The following is a 14,636-nucleotide window of genomic DNA, read 5'->3' on the forward strand; positions in this document are numbered from 1 at the left end:
TGATGGATCCAACCCCTCCGCTGCTATAGTGCAGTCGGCTTCTGACGTTCAGTGCAGCCGTCTTCTGAAAACGACAATGGAGGTGGTAGCCGAGGGTGTGGAAACACCCGACTGCCTTGCGTGGTTGCGGCAGGCGGGTTGCGACACGGTGCAGGGTTTCCTGTTCGCCAGGCCGATGCCGGCGGCGGCCTTCGTCGGCTTCGTCAACCAATGGAGGAACACCACCATGAACGCCAATGAACCGAGCACCAGTTGCTGCGTGTGCTGCAAGGAAATCCCGCTCGATGCCGCCTTCACGCCGGAAGGGGCCGAGTACGTGGAGCATTTCTGCGGGCTGGAGTGCTATCAGCGCTTCCAGGCGCGGGCCAGCACTGCGACCGAAACCAGCGTCAAACCGGACGCTTGTGATTCGCCGCCGTCAGGTTGAGGCATACCCTAACCTGATGTCAGATGCCATGTGTAAATTGCGTCAGGATAGGATTGAATTTTGAATTTATTGACATATCTCGTTGAAGGTCATAGAGTCTTCCCTGACATTTTGCAGGGAATTCCATGACTGGACAGCGCATTGGGTATATCAGGGTCAGCACCTTCGACCAGAACCCGGAACGGCAACTGGAAGGCGTCAAGGTTGATCGCGCTTTTAGCGACAAGGCATCCGGCAAGGATGTCAAGCGTCCGCAACTGGAAGCGCTGATAAGCTTCGCCCGCACCGGCGACACCGTGGTGGTGCATAGCATGGATCGCCTGGCGCGCAATCTCGATGATTTGCGCCGGATCGTGCAAACGCTGACACAACGCGGCGTGCATATCGAATTCGTCAAGGAACACCTCAGTTTTACTGGCGAAGACTCTCCGATGGCGAACCTGATGCTCTCGGTGATGGGCGCGTTCGCCGAGTTCGAGCGCGCCCTGATCCGCGAGCGTCAGCGCGAGGGTATTGCGCTCGCCAAGCAACGCGGGGCTTACCGTGGCAGGAAGAAATCCCTGTCGTCTGAGCGTATTGCCGAACTGCGCCAACGTGTCGAGGCTGGCGAGCAAAAGACCAAGCTTGCTCGTGAATTCGGAATCAGTCGCGAAACCCTGTATCAATACTTGAGAACGGATCAGTAAATATGCCACGTCGTTCTATCCTGTCCGCCGCCGAGCGGGAAAGCCTGCTGGCGTTGCCGGACTCCAAGGACGACCTGATCCGACATTACACATTCAACGATACCGACCTCTCGATCATCCGACAGCGGCGCGGGCCAGCCAATCGGCTGGGCTTCGCGGTGCAGCTCTGTTACCTGCGCTTTCCCGGCGTCATCCTGGGCGTCGATGAACTACCGTTCCCGCCCTTGTTGAAGCTGGTCGCCGACCAGCTCAAGGTCGGCGTCGAAAGCTGGAACGAGTACGGCCAGCGGGAGCAGACCCGGCGCGAGCACCTGAGCGAGCTGCAAACCGTGTTCGGTTTCCGGCCCTTCACCATGAGCCATTACCGGCAGGCCGTCCAGATGCTGACCGAGCTGGCGATGCAAACCGACAAAGGCATCGTGCTGGCCAGCGCCTTGATCGGGCACCTGCGGCGGCAGTCGGTCATTCTGCCCGCCCTCAACGCCGTCGAGCGGGCGAGTGCAGAGGCGATCACCCGTGCTAACCGGCGCATCTACGACGCCTTGGCCGAACCACTGGCGGACGCGCATCGCCGCCGCCTCGACGATCTGCTCAAGCGCCGGGACAACGGCAAGACGACCTGGTTGGCTTGGTTGCGCCAGTCTCCGGCCAAGCCAAATTCGCGGCATATGCTGGAACACATCGAACGCCTCAAGGCATGGCAGGCACTCGATCTGCCTACCGGCATCGAGCGGCTGGTTCACCAGAACCGCCTGCTCAAGATTGCCCGCGAGGGCGGCCAGATGACACCCGCCGACCTGGCCAAATTCGAGCCGCAACGGCGCTACGCCACTCTCGTGGCGCTGGCCACCGAGGGCATGGCCACCGTCACCGACGAAATCATCGACCTGCACGACCGCATCCTGGGTAAGCTGTTTAACGCTGCCAAGAATAAGCATCAGCAGCAGTTCCAGGCGTCAGGCAAGGCCATCAACGCCAAGGTACGTCTGTACGGGCGCATCGGTCAGGCGCTGATCGACGCCAAGCAATCAGGCCGCGATGCGTTTGCCGCCATCGAGGCCGTCATGTCCTGGGATTCCTTTGCCGAGAGCGTCACCGAGGCGCAGAAGCTCGCGCAACCCGATGACTTCGATTTCCTGCATCGCATCGGCGAGAGCTACGCCACCCTGCGCCGCTATGCACCGGAATTCCTTGCCGTGCTCAAGCTGCGGGCCGCGCCCGCCGCCAAAAACGTGCTTGATGCCATTGAGGTGCTGCGCGGCATGAACACCGACAACGCCCGCAAGCTGCCAGCCGATGCACCGACCGGCTTCATCAAGCCGCGCTGGCAGAAACTGGTGATGACCGACGCCGGCATCGACCGGCGCTACTACGAACTGTGCGCGCTGTCCGAGTTGAAGAACTCCCTGCGCTCGGGCGACATCTGGGTGCAGGGTTCACGCCAGTTCAAGGACTTCGAGGACTACCTGGTACCGCCCGAGAAGTTCACCAGCCTCAAGCAGTCCAGCGAATTGCCGCTGGCCGTGGCCACCGACTGCGAACAATATCTGCATGAGCGGCTGACGCTGCTGGAAGCACAACTTGCCACCGTCAACCGCATGGCGGCAGCCAACGACCTGCCGGATGCCATCATCACCGAGTCGGGCTTGAAGATCACGCCGCTGGATGCGGCGGTGCCCGACACCGCGCAGGCGCTGATAGACCAGACAGCCATGGTCCTGCCGCACGTCAAGATCACCGAACTGCTGCTCGAAGTCGATGAGTGGACGGGCTTCACCCGGCACTTCACGCACTTGAAATCGGGCGATCTGGCCAAGGACAAGAACCTGTTGTTGACCACGATCCTGGCCGACGCGATCAACCTGGGCCTGACCAAGATGGCCGAGTCCTGCCCCGGCACGACCTACGCGAAGCTCGCTTGGCTGCAAGCCTGGCATACCCGCGACGAAACGTACTCGACAGCGTTGGCTGAACTGGTCAACGCTCAGTTTCGGCATCCCTTTGCCGGGCACTGGGGCGATGGCACCACATCATCATCGGACGGACAGAATTTCCGAACCGCTAGCAAGGCAAAGAGCACGGGGCACATCAACCCAAAATATGGCAGCAGCCCAGGACGGACTTTCTACACCCACATCTCCGACCAATACGCGCCATTCCACACCAAGGTGGTCAATGTCGGCCTGCGCGACTCAACCTACGTGCTCGACGGCCTGCTGTACCACGAATCCGACCTGCGGATCGAGGAGCACTACACCGACACGGCGGGCTTCACCGATCACGTCTTCGCCCTGATGCACCTCTTGGGCTTCCGCTTCGCGCCGCGCATCCGCGACCTGGGCGACACCAAGCTCTACATCCCGAAGGGCGATGCCGCCTATGACGCGCTCAAGCCGATGATCGGCGGCACGCTCAACATCAAGCACGTCCGCGCCCATTGGGACGAAATCCTGCGGCTGGCCACCTCGATCAAGCAGGGCACGGTGACGGCCTCGCTGATGCTCAGGAAACTCGGCAGCTACCCGCGCCAGAACGGCTTGGCCGTCGCGCTGCGCGAGTTGGGCCGCATCGAGCGCACGCTGTTCATCCTCGACTGGCTGCAAAGCGTCGAGCTACGCCGCCGCGTGCATGCCGGGCTGAACAAGGGCGAGGCGCGCAATGCGCTGGCCCGTGCCGTGTTCTTCAACCGCCTTGGTGAAATCCGTGACCGCAGTTTCGAGCAGCAGCGCTACCGGGCCAGCGGCCTCAACCTGGTGACGGCGGCCATCGTGCTGTGGAACACGGTCTACCTGGAGCGTGCGGCGCATGCGTTGCGCGGCAATGGTCATGCCGTCGATGACTCGCTATTGCAGTACCTGTCGCCACTCGGCTGGGAGCACATCAACCTGACCGGTGATTACCTATGGCGCAGCAGCGCCAAGATCGGCGCGGGGAAGTTCAGGCCGCTACGGCCTCTGCAACCGGCTTAGCGTGCTTTATTTTCCGTTTTCTGAGACGACCCCTCCTTGATCATTGCGCTTTTGAACAATCGCGCCATTGAGGTACGCGATCCACATCCGAGCATATCTAATACGACTGTTCCTAACCCGGACGAAACAATGGCCGCCCAGCACAAAGCAGAGGAAATAAAAGCGGCCTGGGAGTCGTGGGTGCTGGATGATGCCGAACGACGCAACGAAATTGAGCTTGCTTATAACGCACATTTCAACGGCTTTGTTGCCCCCAAATATAATGGTTCACACCTTCCTTTAGCTGGAAGTGCAGTTGACCTATATCACACACAGAGAAATGCCATTGCTCGGATCATTCACGAGTCGTGCACTTTGATAGATCACGCTGTCGGCGCCGGGAAAACGTTCACAATGATCGGAGCAGCAAGCGAACTAAGACGCATTAACAAATGTGAGCGTGTAGTGCTGGTCGCTCCCAATCACCTCGTCGCTCAGCATGCCACCGCCGCACAATTCATTTTCCCTGGCATGAACATCTTTGTGCTCGATAAAACAATGATGACCCCGGCCACACGCCGAACAGCCTTAGCCCGCCTTGCAATGACAGACTTCGATCTATGCATCATCCCGTTGAGTGTGTTCGGGCTAATCCCAGCCCCTCACGATCTCTTGGTCGAAATGTTGGAAGCAGAGATTGATGATCTTCACCGGTGTTTGTCGGAGCTGAAAAATGAGCGGATATCTGTACGCCGGATGCAGACGCGGATCCAGCGCAAAGAAGCTGACCTTGCTGAGCTCGTGAAAAAACGCACTGATGAAATGCTCGATTTTGCTGACCTGAGGATCACAACTCTAATCATTGATGAGAGCCAATTCGGTAAGAACCTAAGCTATTCTTCATCCCTGCAAAGCGTTGCTGGCATGGGCCAGGCATCAGGCAGTAAGCGAGCCTTTGATCTATTTATCAAAAGCCGTGCCGTTCTGCGTGCCGGTGGGCGATATGTTGAGGCTACCGGAACACCAATCCTCAACTCCGTTGTGGAAGCGCATCGCCATCTGCGAGTGATGGCAGAAGATTTTACTCAGTCAGCGAAGCTGACCCACTTTGACGCATTCAGTGCAGTCTTCGCCCAGCCAGTGACAGACTATGAATTGGCGGCGTCCGGGCGCGGCTACAAGATGAGAACTCGAATTAGTACATTCACAAATTTGACAGAGCTTCAAGCTATCTACTCAGGCTTCGCTGATGTAGTTACTTCTGAGCAGTTGCCTAATGTCTTGCCAAAACTAGCTGATGGCCGAAGTGCTATCCCTCCCCTCACAGGGGGCAAGATCATCGAGTTGGTGATTGAACCCAATGAGCACCAGGAAAACGGCTTCGCCGAAATCGTCAGTGCATATTCTCGAGTCGATAACCGGGAGAACAACCCCCTTAAATTGCTCAACCGGGGGCGAATGCTCTCACTAGATGCTCGGCTTGTGTACCCAGACGCACCGGACTACCAGGACAGCAAAATTAATACCGTAGTGCGCTACCTGCTCGAAAAATATCAAACGACAACTAGCGTTCGCGGCACTCAGATGGTCTTCATGGATCGCAGCATTCCCGCTCGCCATCGTGCCGGAGCTTCGAAAGAGTGGGCGGCAATATTCAACCTTGCTAGGCAGGGTGATGAAGAAGCGTTAGAGCGTATCGAAGGCCTGGACGAGCTCGAACTTACCGCCATGGTCTGCAGTTCATTCAGCCTTTACGATGAGCTGGTAGAAAAATTGGTTGAGGGTGGCATCCCCCGCAATGAGATCGCAGTTATCCACGATTACCGGACGGACACGAGAAAGGAAGCGTTGCGTGACATGATGAATGAGGGGCAGATCCGAATTTTGCTTGGCTCTACCGAATTGGCAGGCTCTGGGCTCAATATCAACCGGCGTTTGGTTTCGTTGGTTCACTTCGATCTCCCTTATCGGCCGGGTGATTTGGCTCAACGAGCTGGCCGCATTGAGCGCCAAGGCAACCTGTTATGGGCGAATGATCCCGAGTTCACCATTGATATTGTCGTGCCAATCACCCGTCGCTGTCTTGATGCTTGGCAACTGGGTTTGCTCAACACCAAGCAGCGTTTTATCAGCCGGTTCCGTCAACTCGATAGCTCAGTCCGGCACTACACAGAGCAAAATGAATCGATTGATTATGCCGAGTTAAGCGCCATCGTAGCCGATGACCCGCGAATCCTGGCTCATGTCAAAGGCAAGGCAAAACTGCGAAAGCTTGAGGCAGCCCGGAATAACTGGTTCCGGAATCGCGTCAGATTGGACGACCAGGCACAATCCCTTGAGCAAAGAAGCGCAACCTTGGCGACCAAAATGCAGATGATTCGAGCCGACGCAGCGAACATTGCGGCCACAGCGGCTGAGTTGTTGATCACTGTGGATGGTGTGACATATGAAAAAATGGGGGTGGATTCGACGGCCACAGATCGTCTGAACATAACCGCCGCCGCCCCGGCTGTCGGTTCAAAATATAGCAGACTGAACTACCGTGCAGATATTGGCAGTCAACACGACATGGCTACTTACCGGGGCGCTACTCTGGTCTATGAAAAACCGTATTTCGCTAAGCTGTGCTTCGCCACCGAGTTCACAGTTCGCGGCCCCTCTGGTCATCACTATGAGCTGAGAAATGTAGAGCGCAATAGCATTAACGCTGTGATGGCCGCCTTTGTCGCGCTTGTCGATAACTTGCCGCGCTTACCAAACATAGCCACGGCACAAATGGCTACTTGGGCAAAGAACTCTACCGACTATCGCACTGAGGCTGCGAAGCCATTCAGCGCCCAAGCAGAGCTTGATGAACTGATCCCATTTTTGCGGCAACTTGAAAAGGAGTTAGCAGATTCAGCCACTCATTCAGCACATCAAGTGGCTGCTTGAGGAATGATGTGTCCCCTGCTGACACAGGGGTTGTTCGTTGACGAAAGATATTCGTCTGTTATTTGACAGCCCTAACTTCTGGATATTTGTTTGCTTTCCCCTCCCTTGCATTGACCGATGCCGTGGGATCATAACCCCATCGAAACCAGAATGGGGTTATGAACATGAACGCATTGGAACAAGGCGCCTCCAACCGCACGGATGATTCTTTGGTGATGCTCACTGCTGGTCAGGTAGTCGCAGCCCCGTGGGGCAACGTACGTCGCGGCAGCCGCAACAGTACCAAGTGGTCGGATTTTCTTGCTGATGTGAGGCTGCGGGGGATCATCCAACCGGTGACGGTTCGCCCCCATTCAGAAGTGGCAGGTGTTTTCGAGCTGTTAGCAGGATATGGCCGTTGGGATGCCACCAAAATTGTGGGTTGCCCTCTCCCCGCCCTTGTCGTCAATTGCAGTGACTTAGAAGGCGTTGCCATTGGCATGATGGAGAACCTGCAGCGGGAAGACATGGGGCCGGTTGATGAAGCTCACGCCGCCCAAACGGCACTAGCTCTTTGCAATGGTGATTACGAAGAAGCCCGCAAGCAACTCGGTTGGTCGCTGGGCCGCCTCAAACAACGCCTGCATCTTACTCGCTGCACTCCGGCAGTACTTGATGCAATCTCAGCCAAAAAGGTTTCACTTCGTCATGCTGATTTGCTCGCAGGTATCAGTGCTGAGGCACAGAACGCTCTGTTGCCCTCAATTACCGAGAAAAGCCTTAGCGTGGATGCGCTCAAAGCCTTGCTGGGTAAAGCCTCGGCACCAATTACCTCTGCGCGTTTTGATGTTGGAGATTGCGCCTCCTGCTCTCACAACAGCCAGCAACAATCCAGCCTGTTTAATGAGTTCGCTGTTGTTGATGGGGCTGTTTGCCGGAATCTCGTGTGCTTTAAACAAAAAACCGCTGATATGGTTGCGGCCCGCAAGGAAGAACTCGCCGAGCGTTATGGCACCATCATTGTTCTATCCGAAGTATCCCAAGGTTCTATTAACCATGTAAGCCATGACACCGTAGGCGCAGAGCAGATGTTTGATGGCTGCTTGCCTTGCTCGAAGCGTGTTGCATTGCTTGATGACCGCATTGATACCGCAGGTGATGTGCTCGAAGATCGTTGTACTGACCCAGATTGCTTCAAAGCGTGTGTTGCGAAACACCGTGATGCAGTGGCGGAAGCTGCTGAAATCACTGAAATGGCAAACTGGGCGGCAGGGTTTGATCCCGCCCTCACCAGCGCAGCTCAACCCTTGCAAAAAGGTGATGGAAAAAAGCTGACTCCCAATGTGTCCAATAGAATGGCTACCGATAGTGATCCCGCAACCTCTTTGAGTAGTTCGGTGGTTGCAGATCACAAGATGATGCTTAGACGCGCAGCCGTTGATGCGTGGGGAAGCGATGTTGAGGCTTCACAGCGGTTCCAACTATCAGTTGTTTTGTCGAGCCTTTTGTCCGTTGCTGGCAAAGCAACCTTTGGACGCGCCCTGCCGGATACCATCGCTGATAGCAGCAAGAGCATTGAGGCGTTGCGAAGCGAGATCGCCAGCACCATGAGCTTTATCGTGGAGCGTTTAGACGGCACCGGCTACTGCCCGATGGTGGACGTTATGATGGCCACTCTCTCCCACGCACCTAACGCTAAGGAGAAGGCTATAGCCCAATGGGTTCCCACACCCGAGCGACTGAAAAGGTACACGACAGATACAATCACCTTCATCTTGAAGGAGTCCGGCTTCTTGACTGCCTATGAGGCTGCCCACGATGCCAAGGCACTGAAAAAGCTTATCGGTATGAGCAAAGGCGACCTTATCAAGACAGTCGGATCCTTTGCCTTCGATTGGTCAGGCTACGCCCCCAGCTTTTACCTCAAAGGGTTCGAATAGTCCCCCTCCCCCCGCCTAGTAGGCGGGGGGCACTCCTTTAGGATCCCCTATGCTTATTCCACATTATTTCCTGTTCCTGGTAACTCTCCAGTGGGGGGGTAATCGGCTTGGATTCGCAAGGGTGACAACAGGCTCAGTTCATCCGGCCCAGTTTAATTTGAGGTTTTGTTTTCTTCCCTTACTCCAATCCATCAGAGGATTTTCTGCAAGGAGCCCTACCTGATGGGCACTTGCATTATCAAGTAACGGCGTAAGTTTGCTCCACTCACCAAGGAGACAACCGTTATGATGGAATTTACCTTTAAATCCAGTTCATCTTTTACCGACGCAATCACCTTTGTTGCAGCTCATGCAAAAGGGAGCATTTCACAGATTCATAAATACCTTCTACTGCAAATTGCAGAGAACGGCGTTCTGTCAGTTCAAGCCACGAATGGTGGCTTCTTTGCGTCCCGCATGACGAAAATGGATTCGTTCAGCGGCTCTGGTTCTATCTGTGTTGATGCGGCTAAATTCAATGCCATCGTTCACTCGATACCTGTTGATGCAACCGCGACTGTCAAGTTTTCCTCTGACGGCAATAAATTTTCAGGCATTGTTCAAGCAGGGCGTAGCCGGTTCCAGTTAGTATGCTTGTCAGCCGACGAGTTCCCTCAGCCAGATATTTGTAATAACACCTCTCGCTTTTCCATCCAAAGTAGCGATCTGCTTCCCACTCTGACCCGTCTAAACCGTATGGTTCCGACAAATGATTGCCGCCCAACACTCAATTCCATTTGCGTTGAGCTGGACGATACGATGGCTGTAGTTGTGGCATCTGATGGGATGCGGCTGGCTAAAGGGGAGTTCCCTATCAGCAGTATTAGCGGTGATGTGCGGGGGCGTCAGCTGTTGATCCCGAAACAGCAAGTGCAGCAAATCATTTCAATGACAAAGATGGGGTCTGAGCTGGTAGTTCTCTTTGATGCTTCACGCCTTGCCATCATCTGTCCGGTACATGGTTGGAAGCTACAATTCAGCCTACTGGAAGGAAAGTACCCCAACTGGCAGCGTGTTGTCCCGAATCCCTCTGGGCATGGTTGGGCTGATCTAGGGGTAGATAGAGAATATTTCATTTCCTGCCTTGAGAGAGCCAAGATATTGGCCGATGGTCGCAAACAAACTGTGCGTGTCCAAGTCCAAGCTGGGGAGATCACTATCAGCTCGAAGAACGAAGGGAGCGACGAGGGGGCAACCGAGATCGTCCCCTGTAAGATGCCGTCAGGCTTAGACAGAGTATCGGCCATCTTCAATGTTGGTTATCTCGTCGATGCTCTGCGCGGATTGTCCGGTGCAATAGTCAATCTGACCATTGATACCTCGGAGCAGAATAGTGCGGTTCTCATGCGTTCTGAAACTGACATTACTGCATTGCAGGTGTTGGCCCAAGTTAAGGCTTGATGTTATCTGACAGCTTGCTTTTGTCGTTCTAAGGGGGGGCAAACTAATCGCTATGCCCCCTTGCATCATCCGGTATCGGGTTAACCTAAGTCCACTGAATCAAGAACCACACCGGAGAAATGTCCATGTTCCAGCCCCTGATTGAATGCCTTTCCACTCGCCTCGGGGTGAGTCAATTCAACCTTCAAGTGTCCGGCTCGGCAGAGTTAACGCGGGTCATCATCATCCCCGTCCTCTCGGCTCCTGCGGCTAATGTTACGGGGGCAGGTTATCAGACTGGGAATCAAGCCTACCGTGCTGCCCTAACCACTCCAGTTGTCGTTTCCGCCCCTCTGAGTGACATTGACACACGATTGGCTGAGATCCTTGACGAGTACGCTCGCAATCTCTCGAATACATTGCGCCAACCAAGCATCACTGAGCAATTGCAGAAGGCTGTCTCTCAAGCTGCAGTCAAGGATGTTGAGCCGAAGAAAAAGGGGGGGGTCACAAAGTCGGTGGCTGATGGAGAGAGTCCAGCTGCATCAGGGGCAGGGGCAGGGGCAGGGGCAGGGGCAGCTCAGGAACAAGTTGAACCCCAAGCACTTTTTGACAAAGATATTTTGTCCTCTTTGGGTATCTAAGGGGAGTCAATATGCAAACCATCAACTCACTGCGTCGCACCTTTAAAATTGGCTCTGCTATCGTAGATGACCCTGTTCCTGGCCTGCCACTCGAAACAGCACAGCAGATCCTATCAGCCACCTACCCACAGGTTCGTTGGACAACCTTGTACGAGACAGATGGCCTGCTGGTCGGGGATACCTTGCAATACGAATTTCTAATTCCACCAGTCAAAACCAACGGCTAGATGTTGGGTGGGAGAGGGGGACTAGATCTAAAACCGCCGCAAGGCGGTTTTATCAGTTTGGGCGTGTGGATTCACCCGCTAGTCATTCGCTCTAAGTGGGGGGGGCTTGAGCGATCCGGCACTTCTGATGGAGTGCTGTTGTCGGTGAACATATAGTCGAAAAATACAGTGTATTTCTGTTTCCAACTTGTTAACGGCCGTGCGGAAGATCAACAAAAATACACTGTATTTTTTGGGGCTTGCTCTGATCTTGCGTCTGAAAATTCTAAGGGATACTAGCTGCATTGGAGGTGCTTACATGCCGACTCATGATGAATTAGCCGCATGGCTGGATGTAATTGAGGCTGAACCCGAACAGCCAACTGAGCAAGTTTCCGAACAAAATTACCTCGAAGAATTTTCCAAGGAGAAAGTGAAATGGATGCAGTTTGCTCAGAAAGTTGCGCGAGCACCAACCGAGCGGGATTTGCAATCCGGCTGGGCGTTCCGGCCTCGCTGACAGGACAGACTCGCGCACGTTTGCATATACCACCCTCCTTGCGTCTGCGCGGGGCTGTCATACCAAGGCCGGGGCTTGCGACTGCAGATGGCTTCCATTCATCAATTCATTCTCTGGGTGAAATTGCACCACTGCTGAAGCCTGTGGTCACTCTGGCTCACAAGAACGGCTGGGGGGCTACTGAACTGACCGATTTGGTGGCAGCGCAGACTCTAACTGAGCGCCTGAGTCGTTTTGAGGATCTTGCGCATGTGGTATGCCAAGAGCTGTCTACGCGGGCTGAACGGGCAGGGGAGGTATGTGCCCGCGAACTGAGGGAGATACTGATAAATGTGGGTGGGGAAGCGTTGGCTGTAGAGTTTGACGAAAACTATGCAGCCTGTAGGCAGATACTTGATTTTAGTTTTGGCCTTGTTAACGACCGTAACGGTAATGAGTTCGGTGAGGCCAGCGAGCAGTTCAGATTCCGGCTGTTCTCTGATCTCGAATTCATGGTATTCCCATCGTCAGTGTCCAGCGACTACCTCGCAGCATTTCAAAACCTCATGTTCTCGCAACTCCCACTTGTAGGGTTCATCCCAAGCAATGCCTTCTTTGAATACACTCTCGACTGGATGACTGAGTGTTACGATCTTGAGTTACCCGAGACTTTGGAGGCCAGCCAAATTCGCGAGTTCATCGGCGATTTGGAGCAAGCAGAAAGTGAATTATCCAAGATAGACTCTGCTTCAAGCATCGAAACAGAAGCTCCCGACTTTTTCGATAAACTCGTGCTGCTTGTCGGTGGCAAAGCAGAGGCAACGGCTGTTCTTATGAAGGTCAAAGATGCCAGTGATGAACTCGGTGGTGATGGATACTCAGCTATATGGAGCTGTTTTGATTATTGCCATCAGAAAGCTGGCTGGGCTGAAATCACTCAGTCAGAAAAAGAGATCACAGCTGAAGGAGGGCTTACGGCTGTGTTTGGCCGCTTGCGTGAGGTGGATGATAACACCTCTCTGAGTGCCTTCCTGTTGGGGGCTCAGACAATCATTGAAAGGGAAATGGCGACCAATAGGGTAGCGAAGGAGGTGTTCGACTATCAAGACGAGTCTGACATATCCATTGACTTTAAAATCCCCTTTGAAACAAAGGCTCTGCCACGCAGGGAGCTTGCAGATGATGCCTACAACACTCACAACGATTTTGCCATGAACGGGGATCTATGTACCTCTAGCGTTTGCGTCCACATCAATGATGATACTTTGGTAGCCATGGAATCGTGGCAGCGAAGCATTGCAATTATGGCTGCCGTGTACGTCGCTGGAAACAACGTTAAAGAGGAAACAGGTCATGCAAGTGGTCAGGAATAACACCAGCCAGATGAAACAGAGTTTACCCCGCCTTGCGCTCGTATTTTCCAGCTCTAGTGAGCAGATGGCTGACCTGACCGGCATTACACGACACGCCATCGTTGACGACCAGATCGGGCTAGGCGAACCCTTGTCAATTCAGACTATTCAGGCGCTGTTGGCAGACCTCACCGGCTCGCTGGATCGCTCCCAGGGCAACACGAAGGGCAGCTACCAATTCATACCCGCCAACGTGCTGCTCAGTAGCCCGAGCGCCATTACATGGTATCAACCCTCGCGGGAAGGAATGTTATGGTTGCAGGTGGGTGGTGAGCGGAACGGCTTCAAGATCCTTTGGCCAGCACTTGTATTCAATGTCCAGAAAGGGTCGGCACGGCTATCTGTAGCCGCTCTGGACACCGACGAGCGCCCTACACCCGAAACCAATGTCTACGATGTTCCGATGCCCAACTGCTACCACGGGGGAGGGTTTTGCATTGGAAGTGCAACGTTGCCCCGCGAAATTGATTACTCGACCTTGCCGGAGATTGAGGCTTGCATGTACGAGGCGCTGAAAACTCACAGTAACAACACCCAAGCGATAGCCGATGGCTCTACACCGACCGCGTTTTGGGTCGCGATGGACGTAGAGCGGAGAAGGACCGGCGTAATCCCGACAATATCGGCCTCCCAAATGACGAGAATTGGCTATCTCGGAGATTGGATTGAGCAGGTTGCATCACGATAAAGAAGGGGATAATTGCGAAAATTGAGTGGAGGAGCAAGGCGATGAAGTGGAAAACCCCCATCGAGTATTTATCTCAAGAAGTGGATGTTGTGCTAATTGGGTGTGGAGGTACTGGCAGCTTTGTAATGGGTGAGCTGTCAATGTTACATGATCTCTTGACCCGTCTTGGTCATCCCGGCATCAATGTAACTGCCTATGATGGCTCTCCGGTTCGTGAAGCCAATTTAGGTCGCCAGAGGTTCCATGCGGTAGATCTGGGATTACCCAAAGCGCAAGCCTTGGTCGATGCGGAGCGTTGCTATAACGGTTTCACTTGGGAAGCTAAGGGGGACTATGAGGTGGGTCAGGAACCCATTAATCGCCGCCGTCCAACCATATATATCACCGCCGTGGACAAGCCAAGTTTTCGTGTGCAATTCGGGTCGAAGTTTGCGACCTTGAGCAAGGAAAACAGCCTCTGGATTGACGCAGGTAATGATAACAAGACGGGGCAGGTGGTCATAGGGGGGGCGGGCTTGCCGACAGCCTATGACTTGTTTGCGGGGCAGTATGAGGTGATGGAAGATGACCTCTCCAAGAGCTGTTCATCAGCGGAGGCCGTTGCCAAGCAAGATTTCGGGGTGAACTCAACGGCAGCCCGGATTGTTGGCCAACTCATGTGGAATATGTTCCGGCATGGCGGTCTTGACTCCCACGGAGCGTTTTTCGACGTTCACCGGTTATCAGTTGACCCCATGCCCATTGACGAAAAAGTGTGGTCATCATTCGGTTACTCTCCGAAGGCCCACTGAATGCAATGAACGCAACCCTAAATAAAAACCGCATCATGATGCGGTTTTTATTTACTGGTATGT

At 54.4% G+C, this 14,636-nt stretch carries 12 protein-coding genes; all 12 read left to right on the forward strand.

From position 1 onward, the window contains the following. Positions 1 to 427 (forward strand): DUF3330 domain-containing protein (locus OKC28_RS22955; protein ID WP_058662800.1); only part of this gene is annotated, 427 nt, incomplete at its 5' end. 125 nt (positions 428 to 552) lie between these two features. Further along, complete coding sequence (locus tag OKC28_RS17400; RefSeq protein ID WP_000147567.1) at positions 553 to 1,113, forward strand: recombinase family protein; 561 nt, start codon at positions 553 to 555, stop codon at positions 1,111 to 1,113. Between the two features lie 2 nt (positions 1,114 to 1,115). Then, positions 1,116 to 4,082 carry a Tn3-like element TnAs3 family transposase gene (locus tag OKC28_RS17405; RefSeq protein ID WP_001138064.1) on the forward strand — a complete coding sequence of 989 codons (2,967 nt, stop codon included), beginning with the start codon at positions 1,116 to 1,118 and terminating at the stop codon, positions 4,080 to 4,082. A gap of 36 nt (positions 4,083 to 4,118) precedes the next feature. Beyond that, a complete protein-coding gene (locus OKC28_RS17410; protein ID WP_270690575.1) occupies positions 4,119 to 6,995 on the forward strand; it encodes a helicase-related protein in 2,877 nt (958 codons plus the stop codon). Positions 6,996 to 7,159: 164 nt separating this feature from the next. Then, positions 7,160 to 8,914: a PRTRC system ParB family protein gene (locus OKC28_RS17415; RefSeq protein ID WP_157669164.1), complete on the forward strand. Its 1,755-nt coding sequence runs from the start codon at positions 7,160 to 7,162 to the stop codon at positions 8,912 to 8,914. 285 nt (positions 8,915 to 9,199) lie between these two features. Continuing rightward, complete coding sequence (locus tag OKC28_RS17420) at positions 9,200 to 10,354, forward strand: DNA polymerase III subunit beta (protein WP_088814026.1); 1,155 nt, start codon at positions 9,200 to 9,202, stop codon at positions 10,352 to 10,354. A 125-nt stretch (positions 10,355 to 10,479) separates the two neighbouring features. Next, positions 10,480 to 10,977 carry a hypothetical protein gene (locus OKC28_RS17425; RefSeq protein WP_171277344.1) on the forward strand — a complete coding sequence of 166 codons (498 nt, stop codon included), beginning with the start codon at positions 10,480 to 10,482 and terminating at the stop codon, positions 10,975 to 10,977. 11 nt (positions 10,978 to 10,988) lie between these two features. Beyond that, positions 10,989 to 11,204, forward strand: a complete 216-nt coding sequence (locus OKC28_RS17430) for a hypothetical protein (protein WP_157669163.1) — start codon at positions 10,989 to 10,991, stop codon at positions 11,202 to 11,204. A 298-nt stretch (positions 11,205 to 11,502) separates the two neighbouring features. Beyond that, positions 11,503 to 11,703 carry a hypothetical protein gene (locus OKC28_RS17435; protein ID WP_088814023.1) on the forward strand — a complete coding sequence of 67 codons (201 nt, stop codon included), beginning with the start codon at positions 11,503 to 11,505 and terminating at the stop codon, positions 11,701 to 11,703. 20 nt (positions 11,704 to 11,723) lie between these two features. Beyond that, positions 11,724 to 13,055 carry a hypothetical protein gene (locus OKC28_RS17440; protein WP_198318507.1) on the forward strand — a complete coding sequence of 444 codons (1,332 nt, stop codon included), beginning with the start codon at positions 11,724 to 11,726 and terminating at the stop codon, positions 13,053 to 13,055. After that, positions 13,036 to 13,782, forward strand: a complete 747-nt coding sequence (locus OKC28_RS17445) for a hypothetical protein (protein ID WP_088814021.1) — start codon at positions 13,036 to 13,038, stop codon at positions 13,780 to 13,782. The genes OKC28_RS17440 and OKC28_RS17445 overlap by 20 nt, the downstream gene beginning before the upstream one ends. A gap of 41 nt (positions 13,783 to 13,823) precedes the next feature. Beyond that, positions 13,824 to 14,573, forward strand: a complete 750-nt coding sequence (locus OKC28_RS17450; protein WP_088814020.1) for a PRTRC system ThiF family protein — start codon at positions 13,824 to 13,826, stop codon at positions 14,571 to 14,573. The last annotated feature ends 63 nt before the right edge of the window (positions 14,574 to 14,636 follow it).

It is taken from the genome of Aeromonas sp. D3, from assembly GCF_027705025.1.
GTDB classification, from domain to species: domain Bacteria; phylum Pseudomonadota; class Gammaproteobacteria; order Enterobacterales; family Aeromonadaceae; genus Aeromonas; species Aeromonas salmonicida.

What these genes read in the sequence shown, in the direction of transcription:
- OKC28_RS17400 (WP_000147567.1), top strand. Translation starts at nt 553, where the DNA reads ATGACTGGACAGCGCATTGGGTATATCAGGGTCAGCACCTTCGACCAG.
- OKC28_RS17405 (WP_001138064.1), top strand. Translation starts at nt 1,116, where the DNA reads ATGCCACGTCGTTCTATCCTGTCCGCCGCCGAGCGGGAAAGCCTGCTG.
- OKC28_RS17415 (WP_157669164.1), top strand. Translation starts at nt 7,160, where the DNA reads ATGAACGCATTGGAACAAGGCGCCTCCAACCGCACGGATGATTCTTTG.
- OKC28_RS17420 (WP_088814026.1), top strand. Translation starts at nt 9,200, where the DNA reads ATGATGGAATTTACCTTTAAATCCAGTTCATCTTTTACCGACGCAATC.
- OKC28_RS17425 (WP_171277344.1), top strand. Translation starts at nt 10,480, where the DNA reads ATGTTCCAGCCCCTGATTGAATGCCTTTCCACTCGCCTCGGGGTGAGT.
- OKC28_RS17430 (WP_157669163.1), top strand. Translation starts at nt 10,989, where the DNA reads ATGCAAACCATCAACTCACTGCGTCGCACCTTTAAAATTGGCTCTGCT.
- OKC28_RS17435 (WP_088814023.1), top strand. Translation starts at nt 11,503, where the DNA reads ATGCCGACTCATGATGAATTAGCCGCATGGCTGGATGTAATTGAGGCT.
- OKC28_RS17445 (WP_088814021.1), top strand. Translation starts at nt 13,036, where the DNA reads ATGCAAGTGGTCAGGAATAACACCAGCCAGATGAAACAGAGTTTACCC.
- OKC28_RS17450 (WP_088814020.1), top strand. Translation starts at nt 13,824, where the DNA reads ATGAAGTGGAAAACCCCCATCGAGTATTTATCTCAAGAAGTGGATGTT.